Below are 19,712 nucleotides of genomic sequence, written 5' to 3'. Positions count from 1 at the left end.
TAACTTATTTTTCCTCTGATACAGATTCTAGTTGTAAAGCTTTGTCACGAACTTCATTATCGTATTTAGCAAGAGTTTTTGGTGAAGCAATTGTAGAAATTTTATTTATGTTACTTGTTATTCTGTCAGCTTCTAACCGTAATACACCTTTAATATTGTCTTCTATTTTAATTAAACTTTTTCTGATTGTATTTAAAGTTGTAAAATTTTCTGATAATTTTTCTTGCATTTTTTCTAAATATTTAAATACTTTTTCTCGAACTTCAGTTAATTCTTTGTCTAATTGTTGTGTTGTTAAATAATTTAATTTTAAGCTGTTTTCTTTTTCTCTTGACGCTAAAGTTCTTTGGCCAAAAGCTTTCAATATATTTAAAACAGAAATTAGTGCCTCAGGTCTAACTATAACTATGTTTTTGTAGTTCTTATCAATATCTATTAAGAAATTTTTATCATAATCTAACTCTGTTACTATAATACCTGAGTCAGCATTTGAAGCCATAATTTCTTTATTGAATTTTGACAAGTGACTTGCGGTTGATTTTTTTCCACCTTCTGTTAAATTATTTTGAGTTTTGGCTTCAATTAAAATTTTATATTCAAGTATATCACCAGTAACAGTTTTTCTAGAAACAACAACTTCAAAATCGGCTTTTGAGTTTGTTTCGAGATTATTTTTAGTTATTTTGCTATAAGTTGCAGTGTCAGACCCTAAAAGTAACTCACTGATCATACTTTCGACTTTATGTTCGAATTCTTCACCTAATTTTTTTGAATTATATGATACACGTGATGATAAGATATTTTGAACATTTGATAGAAGTTCACTTGCTGCCATTTCTTTTTGACCTTTAAGGACCTCAATTGTTTTTTCTTTTTCATATAAATTGTTCTTAAGTGTTTCAATTTGTGTTTCATATAATTTTGCTTCTTCTTGTTTAGCTTGAAATTTAGCATTTTCGATTTTTAACTCAACACTATTTTCTAATGAATTGATTTTTTGTTTTAACACTTCTGCAGAACCATCAGCTTTTTCTTTTTCTGCCAATAATTTACTAATTTTTTGATCATATTGATCTTTCATTTTATTAAGCTCATCATTAAGTTCGATTTTAGCGTTAGAAACCGCAAGATCAATTTCAGTTGATTTAGAATTCTTAATGCTTTTTATTTCTTCATCATACTTAGATTTTAAGTTATCAAGCGCTAGATTATTATTCTTTTTAATTTGATCGTATTCTATTTCTAATTTTGATTTTTCAGATTTTAATTTTTGAATTTCTTCGATGTATGAATCTTTTTTAGCTCTATATTCTTTATAATCATCTAAATTATTTAAGATATCAGATTGAACTTGAGATTTATATTTACGTTCTAATTCTTCTCTTAAACTTTCTAAAGCATTACTTATAGTGCTTTGTTCAGAATCTATAAAATCTTTGATAGAGAATACATCACCTTTTTGTGCATCCTCTAAAATTTCAAACTCTCATTTTTCTATGTTTTTAACTTGTATTTTTATATTTTTCGCCATTGTGTCCTCCATTTTTTGTTATAACCTAACTATAAACTAAATACAAAAAATGTGTTTAAATTTGAATAAAATAATCGCCCTTTAATTGTATTTAATTTAGATTTTAATTTTTTGCATCTCACTAAATATTTAAATTTAAATGCTATCACAAAAATTAAAAATTATGCGCGAATTCACATTAAAATATTGTTTATTTTTTTTATTCCAAAACCTTAAAATGTAAATATTTTATTCACATAATTATGTAAAAAATACCTAAAATTTTATTTTTAGGTATTTTTTGTTATTTTAATAATTTATATAATAAAACAATTTGATCAACTGTTAATTGTTGTATTCTGGTGTTATCATCTAAACCTAGCTCATTAAAAACTTGTAATACCAGATTAGGTGCGTATTTGGTTTTTAATGCATAGCTTAATTTTTTTCTTCTAGCTAAAAAGCACAACTTAAAAAACTCACTTAGTTCATTTCAGTTTAGCTCTTCTAAATTATTTTTAAAGCGAAGTGAAATAATAGCTGAATCAACTTTTGGCGCGGGTGTAAAACAAGATGCTGGAACAATAAATTCGATTTTACAATCAGCTAGATATTGCGAAGAAACTGAAAGTTTCGAATAATCGTAAGTATTAGGTTTAGCACAAATTCTTTGAGCTACTTCTTTTTGCACCATTAGTAAAACACCATTAAATTTATCTTTGTGGTCAAAGACTTTAAATAAAATGTCAGTAGTAATGTAATAAGGAATATTAGCGATTAAATAAGAATTGTCGATTTGATCTAAATTAGCTTCTAAAAAATCTTGATGTATTAATTTAAAGTTCTGATTGTCAATTAAGTTATTTAAAACATTAACCATATCTTGATCGATTTCATAACTAGTAACTTTTGCGCATTTTTCGAGCATTTTAGTAGTTAAAGCACCACGCCCAGGACCTATTTCTAATACATTTTGATTAAAAATATCAAAAATGGATACTATTTTATTAATAATGTTATTATCGTGTAAAAAATTCTGTCCAAATTTCTTTTTTGCAAAAACTTCTTTTTTCATTATTTTAAGTTGAATAACTTTCTTAAATTTCGATTAATTCTATCTACAAATTTATCCATACCAACACCTTTTAACCCTGCAATATAGTATGAAACAAATAATACAGTATTTGGTTCATTTTTTTCACCAGTATATGGGTGAACCCTTAAAAATGGAGCATCAGTTTCAGTTAAAATACGATCTAAAGGTAAAAATTTAATCACTTCTCTAGTTTTATCACTTGAACCAAATGTCACTACTCCACTAAAAGAAAAATATAAATTAGGAAATTCTAAAAACTTCTTAGCGTAGTCTAAATCACCAGCATATGTGTGTAACATTACTCTTAAATCCCTGTTTTCAAGCATTATTTGATAAAAATCTTCATATGCTAAATTACTATCTTCTTTATCTCTTAAATGCACTACAACAGGTAAATTATATTTTTTAGCTAATTTAATTTGTGCTTTAACACTTTTAATTTGTACTTCTCTGCTGCAGCCTCAATCATAAAAGTATTCTAAACCAATTTCACCTATACCAACAGTGTTTTCGTTAATGTAAGCTTCAACTCTTTCATAATCTTTTTCACCTAAAGGTTTGCCTTCTGGATGAATACCAACACAAGCTTTAATAACCTCATGTTTTTGAGCTAGTTCATTAACTTCTTCATTTTCTTTGTCATAGCCTCCATTTACAATCAAAAATTGAATTCTATTGGCATAAGTTTGTTCAATAATCATTTCAATAATGTCAGGGTTATTATAATTTTGACTACTTATATGACAATGAGCATCAACAAACATATTATACTTTTTACCCATTTTTCTACTTTCCAAGACAGAAGTTACCAAACATAATATCTAGCAAGTCTTCTCTGTTTACATTTCCTTTAATCATTTGAAGTGAATCTCAAGCTTTATATAAATCTATAATTACTACATCATAGGTATAATTGTTTTCTAAAGCAACTTTTGCATCTTCTAAAGATATATAAGCGTTTTTAATCAAAGACAATTGACGAGTGTTATTAAAAATTCTCTCATCCATAATATCTATATCTTTAAAATTAGCCACTAACGCTTGTTCAAGTTCTTTAATATCCTTGTTTAAGGCACTAATTACCACATTTTCGTTTTTGATATCGGTAATTAAATCTTTTTTGTTTAACACACGAATATAAAATTTACCTTGTTGTTTTACTTTTTGCTCTATTTCTAGGTCGAATTCATTTTCTTGTTGTGTGGGGTCGATAACATGAATAACTAAATCAGCTTTATCAATTTGTTCAAGTGATTTTTTGATACCAATTTGTTCTATTTTTTCTTCTGTTTTTCTAAGTCCAGCTGTATCAATTAACTTAAATAACATTCCATCAATTTGATAAGAAGCTTCAATTACATCTCTGGTAGTTCCAGCTATATCTGTAACAATAGCTTTTTCTTCTGATAAAAGTGCATTTAAAATGCTACTTTTACCTACATTTGGTTTACCTAAAATCGCTACATTAACACCTTCAAAAATATATCTAGAATCTTCTGAAACTTTGATAATTTTGGTTAACTCAGCTAATAATTCATTTAATTTTTCAATCATAATATGTGTATCAAGTTGCTCAATATCATCATATTCTGGATAATCTATATTAACTTCACAAGTTCCTATTAAAAGTGAGATTCTGTGTAATAAATTTTCGACTAAAACCGATGTTTTTCCATGGAATCTGTTAACAGATGCAGTTGCTTGTTTAAGTGTTTTCGCCATGATTAAATCATGAATTGCATCTGCTTCTATTAAATCTAATTTTCCGTTTAAAAAAGCTCTTCTAGTAAATTCACCAGGTTCAGCTAATCTAGCTCCATTAGCTAATAGTAGTTCCAAAATTTTATTTGTTACTACTATACCACCATGACAATCGATTTCCACAGTAGGCTCTCCTACATAATTGTTGTAAACCATTTTGCCATCAACTTCTTTTCCGATCAGTCATTTAGCATAAACTTTATCAATTAGTAAACCATTATCATGAATTTGACCAAATGTCATTTCGAGGTTATTTCCTACTTTTCCTTTAAAAATCTTTTTAACTATTTCTACAGCATCAGGACCACAAATTCTAACAATCGATATAGCTTGATTGATTCTAGAACCTGAACTAATTACAGCAATGTTATCATTCATAATTTTAATTTTATAGTATTTTCAATTTTAAAATCTAATTATTCAAAAGCAAAAGAAAAACCAAGATTCACTTGGGTTTAATCGCCAATTTACTATTTTGATAATTCTTGAAGTTTGCTTTCAAGTGCTTTAAAGTCCATTTGGTCTTTAACTTGTTCATTAATTTGTAGATAAACAATTTTGTTTTCTTTATTTACAATAAATACAGCACGTGCACTTAATCTGTTTTCTTCCATTAAAACACCTAATTCTTTAGATAGTTTTAAATCGTAATAATCTGAAAATAACTGAATTGATCCTGTTGGATGTGATGATTTGTAGCTATTTAAAGCTGTAGGTAAATCAACTGAAATTGATGCGTAATCAAAGTTTGGGTATTTTTCTGTTAATTGACTTAAAAATAATACTTGTAAGTCACAAACTGATGTATCAATTGAAGGGAAAGTGATTAAAACTAAATAATCATGTTTTCTTTCTAATTCAACTTGCTCAAAAGAACCAGCTAAAGCGCCTTTAACAATAACTTCTTGATTTAGTTCTGGTGCTTTTCCGTGTAAAGTAACAACTTTATCACCCATATAAGCTTTTCTCATATTAAACTCCTTGGTTAGATATTCTAATTTTGTATAACTAAATTATATGCCTATATTTGCATTTTTTGCTGGAAAAACTTAAAAATATGTATTTTTTACACTAAAAAATTACACTTTTGCAAATTGCTATAAAATTTGACTTTTTTTAATGCAATATGAACAGTCAAGAATATAATTTTTTGCTTAAAAATTCAGTGTTTTGGTCAAATATTAGGCATCTAAAATAATTAAAAAACATTATAATTAATTTAACCACTCTCTAAAGAGAGTGAAACATTAACGTGAAAGATTACTTTATGATAAAGAAAAAATTATTACTATTACCATTAGCAGTTACAGCTTCTACAGCAGCTAGTTTTTTAGTTGCTTGTGAAGATGTAAAAATCACAATTAATAAAAAAGATGAAAAAGGAAAGAATGAAGAAATTATCATCAAACCAAGTGATAAAGATGATAAATATTCTCAATATTTCAGTGGTGATGCTTTAGCTAAAATCAAAACTTGATTATCTAATTCAAACACTGAAGAATTAAGTAAACTAAATGAAGTTTTACCTAAACTTACAAATTTAAAAGCTACATTAGAATCACAAATTTCTTCATCTAACCAAGTAGCAAATAAATCAGAGAAATTAGTTGATTTATTAAAACAAGCTTCAAGTGTTTTAGCTGACGGAAAAATAGCTAAATTAGATTATGATACACCTCAAGAAAACCTTGAGTTTTTAAATATGCTTCTAAAACAACTTAAACAAAATAGCACTTCAAGTGGTTTAAGCGAAAATACAAATACTTCATTAGAATCAAGAATTAACGATTCTAGTGTTTTTAGTGATGCATTAAAATCAAAATTAGTTGAGTTATCTAAACAATTAAACTCAGAAGAAAAAATTTCTGCCTTTGATTTAGAATTAACCGCTATTGAGGTTTCTGCTAGAACATTTTTTGATACTTTTGAAAAAAACAAAGGAATTGCAAATTCAAGTTCAACAAGTGCATTTAAAAACCCAAATACACAATTAAACACCAGATTAGCAGCTAATGTTTCAAACAGCAAACTAAACTATCAATTTGCTACTAACGATTTAACAGCATTAAAATCATTTTTAGAAACATCAACAGAAGAGTTAAAAACAGCAATCTCTGACTTTGAAGAAGCTAACGCAGTTTTCATAATTATTACCAGAGCTATTGACAAAAATACTAATCTATTTGATGCTCCTTTAGTTTCTCAAATTAAAACTCAATTAAATTCATTAGATAACAAAACAAAACTAGACGCATTTAACACAAGTTTAGATACGTTAGTTGAAACTGTTTTAAAATCTAAAGCATTATTGACTCAAGGAAAAGAATTAAAAAATGTAGGTGAATTTACCGATGCACAAAAAAGTGGTATTAACGCTAAATTAACACCATTTAATACATATATTCCTGCAGATAAATTAATTACATTTGTCGAAAACTCTTTAGATAAAACTGATCAAAAACTAAAAACTCTAAACAATGAATTAAAATCTGTAATTGACTCTCTCCCTAAAAATCTAGCTGTTAAGCTGAGTAATTTAAAAGCAACTGTTAATAGTAATGCAAATAATTTATCAAACGAATTAAAAGCTAAATTAATTCAAAAAATTGATCAAATTACAAACGATAATATTGCTGATTCAACCAAAAACGAATTGAATGGTTTATTTGCTTCTTTAAATTCATATTTAGAAGCTAGAACATCAGCAAGAAATACAATTGAAGCACATAAAATAGAATATAAAGCACAATTAGCTTCATTAACTAATTCATTAGAAAGTTCAAACTCTGTTTTTACTAATGGAAAATTAAGTGGTTTAACTGGTGAATCATTAACCCAAACCAAAGCTACTTTAGATAACTTAAAATCACAATTAGAAACTACAGTTAGAAACTTTGAATCTCTTAAAACAACAATTGAAACAACAAACAATGAATTTAATTCAAGTTTAATTAGTGATTTTACAGCTGATGTAATCACTCAAATCAAGGCGACCGTTAGTGGTTCTACTAGAATTGATGATATTAATGGTCTGAAAAAATTAGTTTCTGATTTAAAAGTAATAATTCAAAAAGCAGCTGCAAAACTTACAGAAGCAGAAAATTACTTAAGTTCTCATTCAGCTGATTCTGATAAGAAAACCAAAGTAACCCAAACCAAAACAGCTCTAGAAGCATATGTTTCAGGTTCAAAATTAATTACTTTAGACGAAGGACCAGCTTCAATCTATAATTTAGTTTCACAAGCAAATAGCGAATTAGAAGCTGCATTAAATTTACAAGATGAAGCACCTAGAACGGAAGATAATAATTTCAAAAATATGGTTCAAGCACAATTAAGTGCGTCTTTAGATCAAAACATTAAAAATAACTATCCACATATTTGAAGTAAAATTAAACCTATTTCATTAAATAATTACAACTTCAACTTGTTTGTACAAACAAACAAAATTAGCGATGTTTCTTTATCATTAGAATCATTATCTCTTAAAGATCAAAACAAAAACGTTTTAGTTGCAACTTATAAAGCTTCAAAAACATCAGATCCATCTACAACAGCAACTGTTTCGACCGAAATCACATTCCCAAATTCAGCTGAATCTGATATTAATTCTGCTACATTGAGTGATTTAGATACTTACTTCAATTTTGATTATGATGTTTTAGCCACAAAATCAGCTTCTGATTTTACTGCTGAAAATGTAAAAGAATGATTTAAACCAAAAAATACTAAATTTGGTAAATTCTTCAATTATAAACTTTCTAACGAAGTCGGAACATTAGATCCATCAAATAAAGTTGAGTTAAAAGTTCAAATTAAATATCAAAATCAAGTAATTAAAACAATTTCTGTAAAGACTAAAAAAGCAATAAAAGATGTTGTTTTTAATAATTTAGTATTAACATTACAACCTAAATTTTTAGAATCACCAGAATATAATGCAGCGGTCAACTCAGATGGTGTTCCTGTAATTTCTTTAATTAAATATTTTGAAAGAGTTTATGCTGAAGAAAAAGCTAAAATCGATAAAGATCCTCAAGAAAAATCAAAACCTGCTACTGTTAGAGAAGTTTCCGCAAAAGTAAATACACTAAAAACAGTTGTTGATTCTACTTCTTCAATAGATTACTTTGCAATTGGGGGTAACAACGGAGATTGTGAAAACCTAAAAAGATGAGAATATCACGAAGAAGACAATACTGTTGAAGTGCATATCAAAAGACCAAATAATGGTGCAATTTTAAAATATATAGTTAAACCAAAAAACTATGATTTAATTGTCGGAAACCAAGCAAGAGCTAATGACAGAAAAAATTTAGCTCAAGTTAGAAAACTTATTGGTTTAGATGCAAACGATAGAGCAATTGGTAACGAGAAAAAATTTGATTGACTAGATTTGGTTGAAGTAAAATCACCAGGTGAAACTCACAATAAATACCCTGCTTATGATGTTCCTAACTTATTAAACAAACTATACAATTGACCAAAATACGGTAGATACGAAATTTTTGTTAAAGCTGCTAAAAACATCGATTTATTAAGCGGTATTGTAAGTATTGCTTTTGGGTACAAAATTGATGGTGTTGAACAAGCAGCTACTAGTCCTTATTTCAGTTTAGGTTACTTTAAACGTTTAGCATTCAGTGATGTAAAAAGAAAAGACCCTAATAGTAAATGATTTACTAGTTCTGATTTTACTGGAGATGGATATCAAAAACCAAACCAAAATATCATTGATCAATTCAATAAAATTAACTCTACCAACTTTGCACCTAGAACTATCCCAACAGCAGTCGCAAATGGTAAACCTATAAATAACTATCGTGTAATTGATGCTGCTGATATTGTAGAACAAGAGGCATTCGATAAATTAAACTATTTAATTGGTTTTAACGGAGTCGTAGCTGAAGAAGTGGATGAAAACGCTAAAAAATTCAATCAAGATTTCAATGAATCAAGCGATTCACCTGCACCTGCTGCTCCAACTAACATAGTGGTTGATGATGGTAGTTTTACAACTTCAGGTGATACTAATAATGGTGTTAATCTGAATCAGTTATCAAAAGATTGATTTATTTATTTCTATGATGTTTCAAACTCATCAAGTAACCGCCGTGTACCTGTTGTTAAGGATATGTTAACTTTTAAACTTGGATTTATTAACAAGAAAAATTTAAATATAAGATATACATCTGGTAAAACAGTGACTTTATCAAAAGTGGTTAATGACTATAAGAGAAATCTATACCCACATGTAATGATAAATATGATTGATTTCGATGATTTAAGTGGTGCTTCAGACATATTTGGAAATTTAACACCTAGAGAATTAGCTGAAAAAGTTTTTGGAAAACCTGGATTTTTACAACCAGAATTACGTGTAAACTTTAGTCCTACTAAGAGTAAGTATTCTACTCTTTGAACATATAATAATTTTAGTTTACGTAGTAATAATTTTGGAATATCTGATATTAGATGATTTGACCAAGATCCAAACGCTGTGTATATTCAACTTAAATATGAGGATAGTAATCAAAAAATAAACGTTGTCGGTAACAATTGATACAGAATTTCTAAAACAGGTGATAAAAGTACAATAGATATTAGTAAATATTTTAAAAGAGATAGTAAAATATCATTCAAAAATGATAATTTAAAAACTGTTTTACTATCATCTGATAGTGTAGTTAGAGAAAGGGTTTTAGAACCTAAATTAAGCGATTCACTTTGAACTTTTGATAATCAAAAACAAATTGCAAGTTGAACACTTAACAATAAATATTTAGAACCTAATATTTTAACTTCTGGTACACATAATCGAAGAATGCTATTGAAATTTTACGGTGGTCTATATTATAAGTCAGGTAGAATTCTAGATAGAATTACACGTGACGGAATAAAAGTAGATGATAAGAATAATAACGAAGATAACTTGTGATTTGATATAGATTTAGAAAAACTCTTATCAACAGGTTCAACCAGAATCACAGGTAAATTAGGTGGTTATAAAGTTACAAACACAAGCACATTGCCAACTGTAAATTACATTTTAACTTTAACAAGAACTATTGAAGGTATTAGATTTGATTTTGAGTTGGAAAATAAAAATTACAAAATTTTATTCGCTGAAGTAGATCGTAGCAGAATCAATCCACACGACCGTGATGCAGATAGTGGCGCATTTGATCCGAATAAAGCATTCTTGATGACAAGAAATCCAGCGTTCATTAAACTTAGATATCAAAATAGTATACAACACGAAAACTTCGGTTTAACAACTAATACCTTTACTTACCCTAAATTAGTTTATAATGGTCAAAGTGTTCCATGAGTTTTCTACAACAATTATCGTGACCCTAAATATAAACTTTACAACCCAAACCAAAATGTTGATTACGAATTACATAACGGATATAGATTAAACAATGAACCATTAACAAGTGGTGATAAAATCCCTGGTTATCGAGCTAACGCTTGAGAACGCGCTATCGCTATTTCTCAAGGTTCAGGATCTATTTTCGCTAAAGTTTCAAATAATCCAGACGATTCTAAATGACTATTAGTCACAAATAACCACGTTGAAACTGTTACCGGTGATGTTAATAACATTAGGAATTCAGAAGGAAAAATAGCAGCTACAGGTGGTAGATACATCGTTAGACCAGGTGATAATATTGAAAACAATGTAGCAAGTGGTGAAGGATATTGAACTGGTTTATATAATTTAGGTAATGTTTCAATTTATGGATATTGAACTGGTAGACAACAAAAAGATTTAAATGGTAATCCGGTTGGAAATGGATTAAATGTAGATATTTCGGTAATCGGAGTTGATCTTAACGAATTAATTAAGAAAGCTAAATATGAAGGTAAGTTCGAAACTGCTGAATTTTATAAAAACTTACGTAACAAATCAAATGTAGATTTAGAACCAGGTTTAGAACTTAGTTCATTATCAAGTGCTCCTACATTATTTGGTGGTGAAATTATTGGATACCCATACGGTGTTCAAACTCCTTTATTAATTCATAGAGCATCTTCGAGTTATAAAGGTTTTGGACTACATGTTCAAAACGGTTATATTCCAACCTACTTTAACCCAGGTAACTCAGGTACAGGACTATTCTATGGTGATAATGGTTTAGCAGCTATAATCAACTCTGGTGGGCCATTTAGTTTATTACAATCATGATATTATGCACCTGAAAAAGTTAACTACTTTGGAGCAAACAAAAAAGGAACTTCTCCTTTTGGACTAAAAAACAACAACTCTTTAGCAGGTATTTTGGCTTATAACTCAGTTACAAACCCTAATGAATATGGTGCTCCTTCATTCTTAAATTACGAAGGAAAAGAACAAAAATAATAAAAAATCCAAGTGGCTATCACTTGGTTTTTTTAATTTAAGTAGTATTAACTACTTATTCATAATTTCATCTTCTTTTTCTTTTGCTAGTTGTCCAATAATTTCAATTTGCTTATCAACAACTTTTTGCACACGATCTAAATAATTTTTTTGTAAATCTTCAGATAATTCTTCATCTGCTTTAATTTGTTTGTTTACATCTTGCCTAGCGTTTCTAACACCAACTTTAGCTGCTTCAGTTAGTTTAGTTAATGATTTAGCCATTTCTCTTCTACGTTCAGTAGTTAATTCAGGAAATTTCATACGAATTTGACTTCCTTCGTCAATAGGTAAAATTCCTAAATTAGCTTTATCAATAGCTTTACAAATTTCTTTTGTAGATGTAATATCATAAGGTTTGATTAATAATTGTTGTGGTTCAGGAACACTTATATTTGCTAATTCTTCTAAAGGAGTTAAAACGTCATAATAATTAACTTTAACACCTTTTACTAATTGTGGGTTAGCTCTACCTGTTGAAATTTTTGACATTTCAAAACGGTAGTGATTTATTGCCTTCTCACACTTTTCTTCTAATTCTAATAAATAAATATCTAATTCCATTATTTTATCACCTCTGTGTGTTTAATCGTTCCTTGTAATGCTCTAATAATTGAATCTGGTTCTAACAAGTTAAATACGATTAAATTAATATTATTATCTCTCGCCATACAAGTTGCTGTTAAATCCATAACTTGTAGTTTTTTCTCTAAAATTTCATCATAAGTAATTTGATCAAAATGTTTTGCTGCTGGGTTATTTCTTGGATTTGAATCATACACACCATCTGTTCCGTTTTTACCCATTAATATTGCTTCTGCACCAATTTCAGAAGCATATAATGTTGCAGCAGTATCGGTTGTAAAGTATGGTCTACCAGTTCCACCTACAAAAATTACAACTTCTCCGTTTTCTAAATACTTAATTGCTTTTTCATTTACATAATATTCTGCCACTCTTTTATCAATATTAAGTGAACTTTGAACTCTTGAAACTAAACCAGCTTGTTCGAAACCACTACTTAAAGCCAGTCCGTTCATAATTGTAGCTAACATACCGATGTAATCAGCTCTATTTCTTGGAATTCCATTTTTTTCTGCTGAAGCACCTCTTCAAAAGTTACCACCTCCAATAACTATTGAAACTTGTACACCCTCTGAAACAATTTGTTTTAATTGTTTCGCGATGTTTTGCACTAATGAAAAATCTATTACTAGATGTTTTTCTTTATTAGCAAACCCTTCACCAGAAAGTTTGATTAGAATTCGTTTATACTTCATAAATACTCCTGTGTTTTATAAGTTTATTAAATTATATAAAAATATGGAGTAAAACTTTACAAATCATCTATATTTTGGCTTTAGCAACCCAATTTTTACTACTTTTAAACTTTTACACTGGTTGTATGTAGTTTTTAGAATTTAAATTACATTTGCTTAATCACGTTGTTAATATTCATAAACCTTATTTTTGCAGTTAAAGTAACATTTTTGAACTTTTTATCTAGTAAAACCAGTGTTTTAGTAGATAAATAAAGTATTATTCAACTTAAAAATAGCGTGTAATACTAACAACTTTAACAGTCATTAATTTACCAAAAAATACAAAAAATGTATAATTTATAAACTAAAACACATAAAAAAGGAGTTTTTATGGCAGAAACAACAAATAAACAACGTTATTTATTCGCTATCGATTTAGACGGAACAACATTGTTATCTAGTGCTACAGGTAAAATTCATGATGAAACTATCGCGGCTATTAAAAGAGCTCAAGAAGAAGGTCATGTTGTATGTATTTTAACTGGTCGTCCTTGAAGAAGTACTAGAGCGATTTATGACGAATTAGGCTTAAATACAGTTGTTTCAAACTATAATGGAGCTCATATTCACCACCCAAAAGATGATGGATTTATCCCATACATTAAGTATTTAAACCTAAATGAAGCTTTATATATTTTAGGTGACCCAAAAGTTAAAGATGAAATTTCAAATATCGCTATCGAAGGTCCAGATTGAGTTCAACTTCAACATAGAGACCCAGATTTAGAAAACGTTTTCGGTTTTACAAACACAGCAAAACTGCAAATTGGTTTAGATTTTCACAAATTACCTTTAATGCCTACAGGAATTATTTTTGATGTTAAAACTACAACTGAAGTAGAAAAATTAAGAAGATATTTAAAGGTTCGTTATGGGGACTTAGCTGAATTTTCTTACTGATCAAAAGGTGAGGGTTTATCACCGGTTTTTGATATGACTAATATAACAGTTAACAAAGGTAAAGCTTTGAGTATGTTAATTAGATATTACAACATTCAAGTTGAAAACACTATTGCTATCGGTGACGGATTTAACGATGTTCCAATGTTTAAGGTAGCTAATGTTTCAGTAGCTATGGGTAACGCTACCAAAGATGTTAAAAAATATGCCACAATCAGAATTAGTAAAACTAACAAAGAAGGTGGAGTTGGTTGATATATTGCTAAATTCCTAGATAACCCAGAAGCTGAGATCGAAAAATCAACAAACAGAAGAAAGAAAATTGCTTCAGTTACAGAAAGTGAGTAAATTACAAAGCTAGTTTACCTAGCTTTTTTTAATTAACTTTTTAGTTAAAGAAATTGTAAATTTCTTTTTATTGCACTAATATTTATTAAAATTTAAATATAAGGTTTTTAAGGAATATATGAAATTACTAAACGAATGAGATAAAAGTTTTGATAACTTATATGTTATTGGTATAGATGAAACAGGTGTAGGTGATTATTTTTCACCTTTAATCTCCTGTGCTGTGTTAGTTGAACCAGAAAGTATTGAAAAATTAAGGCTTTTAGGTGTAAAAGACTCTAAAAAACTATCAGATTCAAAAATCCAGTTTTTAGCAAAAGAAATAAAAAAATATATAAAACATTATAAGTTTTATAAACTAACACCTAAAGGTTACAATAGCTTAAATTCCTTTGGTTTTAATGCTAATGAATTAAAATACATCTCTCATCGTAGCACTCTAAACAATTTAATTCAAGACTTAAACACAAAAAATATAAAACATGATTTAGTAATTATCGATCAATATTCCACATTTAACTCAATTACCAAATACCATATAAAAATCAGCGAATATATGCAAAAAAGAGATCAAAAATACATTGATCCAGATGTTGATGTTTTATATAAAACTGGTGCAGAATCAGTGCATATTGCTGTAGCTTGCGCTTCTATTCTAGCTCGTAATGAATTTTTAACCTTTATGCAAAATTTAAATGAACAATACGGTTTTGAATTCCCTTTAGGAGCTTCAAATACTTATAAAATAGCCGAAACTATTAAAAAAATAGGTTCATTAGTTAGAATGAAATCAGGTGTAGTGTTAAGTGAAATTTGTAAATTACATTTTTTAAGCGATGAAATGATAAAATCTTTTATTAGCGAGTTAAATATCAAAAACCATTTTGCTTCATTGGAACAAATAGACCCATTATTGAGTAAAGAAATTAAAAAACGAAAAAATATAAATTTGTAGGTAAGATATGTCAAAAATAGAAAAAGAATTATGAAAAGAATATGAATATATTGTAGGTTGTGATGAAGTTGGACGAGGTTGTTTTGCTGGCCCATTAGTTGCAGCGTGTGTTATGTTGCCTAAAGGTTATTTAAATCACGAAATTAACGATTCTAAAAAAGTAAAAGTTGATTTAAGAATTGTTTTAGACAAAATAATTAGAGAAAAAGCTATTGAATACCAAATCGTCACTTTAGATGCATATGAACCTGATTTTAATCCTAAAACAGCATCTAAAAAAGCTATGGAAATGGCAATTAATAACTTTAAGCACAAAATCGATTTAATTATTACCGACTATGAAAACATTGAAACTAATAAGGAACAAATTAATCTAATTAAAGGTGATAATTTATCATTCAACGTGGCTTCAGCAAGCATTATCGCAAAAGTTTTTCGTGATAACTTAATGGCTACATTTGATGATGTATATCCTGGATATGATTTTAAAAGCCATAAAGGTTATGGAACCAAATACCACAAAGAAGCTATTGAAAAACTAGGTATTTCACCTATTCATAGAATTGCGTATAGACCAATTAAAGCTTTACTGAAAAAAATGAATAGCGAGGAAAAATAATGTTATATTTTGCGATTTTTTTAACCTTCGCTGTTATTATTTGTTTATTCGTTTATTATTATAAAATTTGATCAGATTTTAACTTGGTTTTTCGTCAAAAAGTTTATTACAAATATATGTCAAAACAGTTTTTAATTTATTCATTAATATATTTTATATTTATACTTGTTTTGATTTATCCACTATACTTTTCAATAGATTACATTTTAAATAACAAAAATATATCAATTGATAATAAGAATCTAAACCATTATCTAATGATGTATATTTTAGCTGTTGTGATACCATTTGCGATGTTATTTTCATTACTATTTTGTTCAATATATTTATACATTTTGATTAATCACAAATCTAAAATAACTTATTTTACAAGTGTAGAAGTTGAAGAAGTTAATTTAGATACCTATGAGCAATTTCAAATCAAATCAGCAGTTTATTATCCAACCAAGCTAAAAAACAATTCTACACCTGTTGATATTAATTCTATTTTAGTTTTAGCTGGTGGAATTCATCACAAAAATAAATCAAATTTCTATACAAATGTAATCAAAAGGTTTGTAGATTTTTTAGGTAATAACCCAAGCGTTTTTTAGTGACCAAAACTTTCCAGTGAAAGAAAATGTTGATAAATTACAAATCTTATTAAAATACATTTTAGTTAATTATGAATTTACTCATAAAATAGATAAAAAAATGTTTTACCAACAAATTGATAAATTATTTTCTAAATAATTAAGAATAAAAAACCTCTAGATTTAACTTCTAGAGGTTTTGTTTTACTCTTCATCTTCAGATTCAATTTTATACACAGTATTATTTACCCACACTATATCACCTGGGTGAATTTTAGCACTTCTACCTTGTGGAATTTCATTATTTATTTTAATTTTGTTGTTACTTAAAAATCATTTAGCCGCTCCACCAGTCGGAGTTTCATTTACTTTCTTTAAAAATTGACCAAGTTTAATTTCTTTACCTTTTATAGTTACTTTAATCATTAATATCTCCTAATTGGTGTTAACAATTGAATATTATTTGGTTCTGTTTCAGACACGATACATACTCTTGAATAGTCTGAATTCATTTTTAAATAAATAATTTCACTATCAAATGTACTTAAAGCTTCTTTTAAGTATGCAAAATTCATATCAATTAGGAAAGGTTCTTGTTTATATTCAAATTTGTTAGTAACAGCTTCTCCACGCCCTATTTGAGGCACTTCAAACTGAACTTTCATTTCTGTGTTATTTATATCAAATTCAAGTTTTTTAACTTTATCTGATACGTAAAACACAACTTTATTAATTAGTTTTTCTAATTCTTTTTTCTCAATTTTGATCACATTAGTAAATTGAATGTTTTGGATAATTTCCTCAAGATTCATCGAATCACCAATTTTTACATTTGTTTGAATAATTGTGTTTTCGTACACAACACCAAAAACACTATTATCATGATAAACTTCTACAACTTCTGGAGCATCTTTTGTGATTAGTTTTTTGATATTTTTTACATCAACCATTATGTTAATGTTTTCTTGTGTTTTAATAGGTAATTTTTCGAATGATAATCTAAATGTATCAGTTGCTGAAAAGTTAATGTATCCGTTTTCGTCATTTTTAATTCTAATACATTTATATGAGTCATTTTTAGCATTTTCACCAACGCTTGTTGAAACAGCTACATTACTAATTATTCTTTCAAATACTTTTGATTTAATTTTGAATCTATTTTTTGTGTCAGCAAAAACAACATTAGAAATTAAATCAATTTCAACGGTTGATAACTCAAAAACATCATTATCTTCTTGAATTTCTAAAACCCCATCACTTCTTAGAGTGAATTGAATTTCAGTTTCCATTCCTTTTATAATATTTTTTAAATTTTGAGCATTAACATAAAAATGACCATTAATTTCATGTTTAATATTATCTTCATCAACTGTCAAAATTTTACGAGCTGACATTGTTGTAGAAGAACCAGTTAAAATTAATTCACTCTCATCTAATTCAAATTTAATAGATCTAAAAAAGATGTTTGTATCATTATTGTCAATATAATTAGAAATAAAATCTACAGCTTGTTGAATAACCTTTTTCTTAATGCTAAATTTCATAGTTTTCTCCTAGTAAAAACAAATAAATAATATAAGGTGTGGATATGTGGATAAATAATAAAAAACATCAAAAATAATAGTTTTTTAGTACAAAAATGCAATTTTTATTATTATACACATGTATATAATTTGTGTGTAAAACCTTAATTTATACCAAATAATTTTTTACGTAAAAATTCTACGGTTTTTATATTTTGACCGTCAGGATCATCAGTTTTAAATTTATTTAAAGCATTTAAAACTGTCGAATGATCTCTTTCAAAAAACTTACCAATTTCATTAGATGACATCTTTAAAACGTCACTGAGTAAGTACATAATAACATGTCTAGCGACAACAATGGGACCTTTTCTTGTTCTACTCATTATATCTTTAGTTGACACATTATAATATTTAGCAACTGTTTTAACAACCATATCTGGCTTAATATTTTGAGTATCTCTAACAAGTCCTTTAAAAATTTCTTTTATAGTTTCATTAATGTTTTCTGAATTTTTAATTCTACTTTCATAAATTTCTAAACGATTAACAGCACCGACCAAACTACCAACTGAATCAGAGTGATTTCTAACAATAAATTCTTTAATTTCATCGTCAAATAACTCTGGATAAAATTTATTAGATAATAAATAATCTAAAACACGATATAAATCATTTTCTTTTAAAAAGTGTATTTTTGAATTAAAACCAGCAGTAAAACGAGAAATAAAACGGTTATCAAATATAGTATTTAATGTTTGTGAATCGTAAACAGAAGCAACAACAGTTAATTTATTTTTTCTAATTCTTCCATCAATTATGTTAAAAATTAAACTCTTGGTTGCTTTTTTCTTACCATCACCATAAGTTTGAAAATCATCAAATAAAACAAAATCTAATTCTTGATAGTATTTTATAATATTAGAAATTTTTGTTTGATTGTTTTCTTTTAATAACGAAGCTATTTCTAAACTAAAACTGGCTGAATCAACAAAAATACCATTTTTACCATTTTGTGACAATGCATTTCCAACTGCATTTAATAAGTGAGTTTTACCGCAACCTGATTCACTTCAAAAATAAACTAAATTAATATTAGGGAATTCATTGTTACAAATCTTTTTAAATACACTGGTAATTTCGGTATTGAAATCACATTCAACAAAATTTTGGAATGTTTGATTTAAATTAAATTGGTTTGTTTTAGCATCTAAATTAAAATCGTCAGTAGGCCCAAGTGTTAAAGTTGCTAAATCTTTATTTTTTGGATTATTAACAGCAACTTTCATTTGAGGATCTGTTTTATTATAGTTATCGTAATTGTCTAGCGAGTAATCTGAAGAATATTTTGTTTTATCATTAATTATTTCAAATTTGTATTTACCATCAAATAATGATTTAATTACATTACCAATTTGGGTGCTATATTTTTGTTTAACTAATTTGAACAGTTTTATAATTTTTAAAGGTATATAAACATAAACTGTATTTTCTAAAATACATACAAGTTCAGAGTTTTTAAAATAGGTCTGAAAACTCATATTATCATCTAGTTCATCACTGATTTTTAGCTTAAAAATCTCAGTAAGTTTTTCTAGATCATAGTTTTTGATTTTGTTGTCACTATTTTTCATAACTAAATTTTAAATTATTAAAAATTTATACAAAATAATTAATGAATTATTTTGTATAAAAAATAGA

Annotated in this window: 16 protein-coding genes; 6 read left to right on the top strand and 10 right to left on the bottom strand. The window is 27.4% G+C overall.

The window, feature by feature from the left end; genetic code table 4:
* Positions 1 to 4: 4 nt before the first annotated feature.
* The 5 genes from ACJA23_RS00080 to ACJA23_RS00060 all read right to left on the bottom strand — a co-directional run bounded on the left by ACJA23_RS00080 (position 5) and on the right by ACJA23_RS00060 (position 5,338).
* The gene (locus ACJA23_RS00080) at positions 5 to 1,531 is read right to left on the bottom strand and encodes a DUF2130 domain-containing protein (RefSeq protein WP_406614131.1); all 1,527 of its coding nucleotides are present in this window, start codon (positions 1,529 to 1,531) and stop codon (positions 5 to 7) included.
* Between the two features lie 283 nt (positions 1,532 to 1,814).
* Positions 1,815 to 2,585, bottom strand: a complete 771-nt coding sequence (gene rsmA, locus ACJA23_RS00075) for a 16S rRNA (adenine(1518)-N(6)/adenine(1519)-N(6))-dimethyltransferase RsmA (protein ID WP_406614129.1) — start codon at positions 2,583 to 2,585, stop codon at positions 1,815 to 1,817.
* Complete coding sequence (locus ACJA23_RS00070; protein WP_406614127.1) at positions 2,585 to 3,388, bottom strand: TatD family hydrolase; 804 nt, start codon at positions 3,386 to 3,388, stop codon at positions 2,585 to 2,587. Before ACJA23_RS00070 ends, rsmA begins: the two co-directional genes overlap by 1 nt.
* A 4-nt stretch (positions 3,389 to 3,392) precedes the next feature.
* A complete protein-coding gene (gene mnmE, locus ACJA23_RS00065) occupies positions 3,393 to 4,745 on the bottom strand; it encodes a tRNA uridine-5-carboxymethylaminomethyl(34) synthesis GTPase MnmE (RefSeq protein ID WP_406614125.1) in 1,353 nt (450 codons plus the stop codon).
* Positions 4,746 to 4,837: 92 nt separating this feature from the next.
* Positions 4,838 to 5,338: a redoxin family protein gene (locus ACJA23_RS00060; protein ID WP_406614123.1), complete on the bottom strand. Its 501-nt coding sequence runs from the start codon at positions 5,336 to 5,338 to the stop codon at positions 4,838 to 4,840.
* Positions 5,339 to 5,634: 296 nt separating this feature from the next.
* On the opposite strand from ACJA23_RS00060, the gene ACJA23_RS00055 reads away from it, so the two are divergent.
* Positions 5,635 to 11,733, top strand: a complete 6,099-nt coding sequence (locus ACJA23_RS00055; protein ID WP_406614121.1) for an MGA_1079 family surface serine endopeptidase — start codon at positions 5,635 to 5,637, stop codon at positions 11,731 to 11,733.
* 51 nt (positions 11,734 to 11,784) lie between these two features.
* Here the strand turns inward: ACJA23_RS00055 and frr are convergent, their stop codons facing one another.
* On the bottom strand, positions 11,785 to 12,336 hold the full coding sequence (gene frr, locus ACJA23_RS00050) for a ribosome recycling factor (protein ID WP_406614119.1): 552 nt from the start codon (positions 12,334 to 12,336) through the stop codon (positions 11,785 to 11,787).
* Positions 12,336 to 13,052: a UMP kinase gene (gene pyrH, locus ACJA23_RS00045; protein WP_406614117.1), complete on the bottom strand. Its 717-nt coding sequence runs from the start codon at positions 13,050 to 13,052 to the stop codon at positions 12,336 to 12,338. The genes frr and pyrH overlap by 1 nt, the downstream gene beginning before the upstream one ends.
* Positions 13,053 to 13,424: 372 nt before the next feature.
* Between pyrH and ACJA23_RS00040 the strand changes: the two genes are divergently transcribed.
* The 5 genes from ACJA23_RS00040 (at position 13,425) to ACJA23_RS00020 (ending at position 16,648) form a co-directional block, all read left to right on the top strand.
* A complete protein-coding gene (locus ACJA23_RS00040; RefSeq protein WP_406614115.1) occupies positions 13,425 to 14,342 on the top strand; it encodes a Cof-type HAD-IIB family hydrolase in 918 nt (305 codons plus the stop codon).
* 118 nt (positions 14,343 to 14,460) lie between these two features.
* A complete protein-coding gene (locus ACJA23_RS00035) occupies positions 14,461 to 15,297 on the top strand; it encodes a ribonuclease HIII (RefSeq protein ID WP_406614113.1) in 837 nt (278 codons plus the stop codon).
* A gap of 7 nt (positions 15,298 to 15,304) precedes the next feature.
* A complete protein-coding gene (locus ACJA23_RS00030; protein ID WP_406614111.1) occupies positions 15,305 to 15,916 on the top strand; it encodes a ribonuclease HII in 612 nt (203 codons plus the stop codon).
* Positions 15,917 to 16,173: 257 nt separating this feature from the next.
* On the top strand, positions 16,174 to 16,509 hold the full coding sequence (locus ACJA23_RS00025) for a hypothetical protein (protein WP_406614109.1): 336 nt from the start codon (positions 16,174 to 16,176) through the stop codon (positions 16,507 to 16,509).
* A gap of 16 nt (positions 16,510 to 16,525) precedes the next feature.
* Positions 16,526 to 16,648, top strand: coding sequence for a hypothetical protein (locus ACJA23_RS00020; protein ID WP_406614107.1), 123 nt, complete (start codon positions 16,526 to 16,528; stop codon positions 16,646 to 16,648).
* Positions 16,649 to 16,692: 44 nt separating this feature from the next.
* Here ACJA23_RS00020 and ACJA23_RS00015 read toward each other — a convergent pair whose 3' ends face one another.
* From ACJA23_RS00015 to ACJA23_RS00005, 3 genes are all read right to left on the bottom strand, one after another.
* The gene (locus tag ACJA23_RS00015; RefSeq protein WP_406614105.1) at positions 16,693 to 16,914 is read right to left on the bottom strand and encodes an RNA-binding S4 domain-containing protein; all 222 of its coding nucleotides are present in this window, start codon (positions 16,912 to 16,914) and stop codon (positions 16,693 to 16,695) included.
* Positions 16,914 to 18,032, bottom strand: coding sequence for a DNA polymerase III subunit beta (locus ACJA23_RS00010; protein WP_406614103.1), 1,119 nt, complete (start codon positions 18,030 to 18,032; stop codon positions 16,914 to 16,916). Before ACJA23_RS00010 ends, ACJA23_RS00015 begins: the two co-directional genes overlap by 1 nt.
* A 143-nt stretch (positions 18,033 to 18,175) precedes the next feature.
* The gene (locus ACJA23_RS00005) at positions 18,176 to 19,645 is read right to left on the bottom strand and encodes a helix-turn-helix domain-containing protein (RefSeq protein ID WP_406614101.1); all 1,470 of its coding nucleotides are present in this window, start codon (positions 19,643 to 19,645) and stop codon (positions 18,176 to 18,178) included.
* Positions 19,646 to 19,712: the final 67 nt, after the last annotated feature.

Source organism: Mycoplasma corogypsi, assembly GCF_045276875.1.
GTDB lineage: Bacteria > Bacillota_I > Bacilli_A > Mycoplasmatales > Metamycoplasmataceae > Mycoplasmopsis > Mycoplasmopsis corogypsi.
This window is presented reverse-complemented; position numbering and strand designations above follow the sequence as displayed.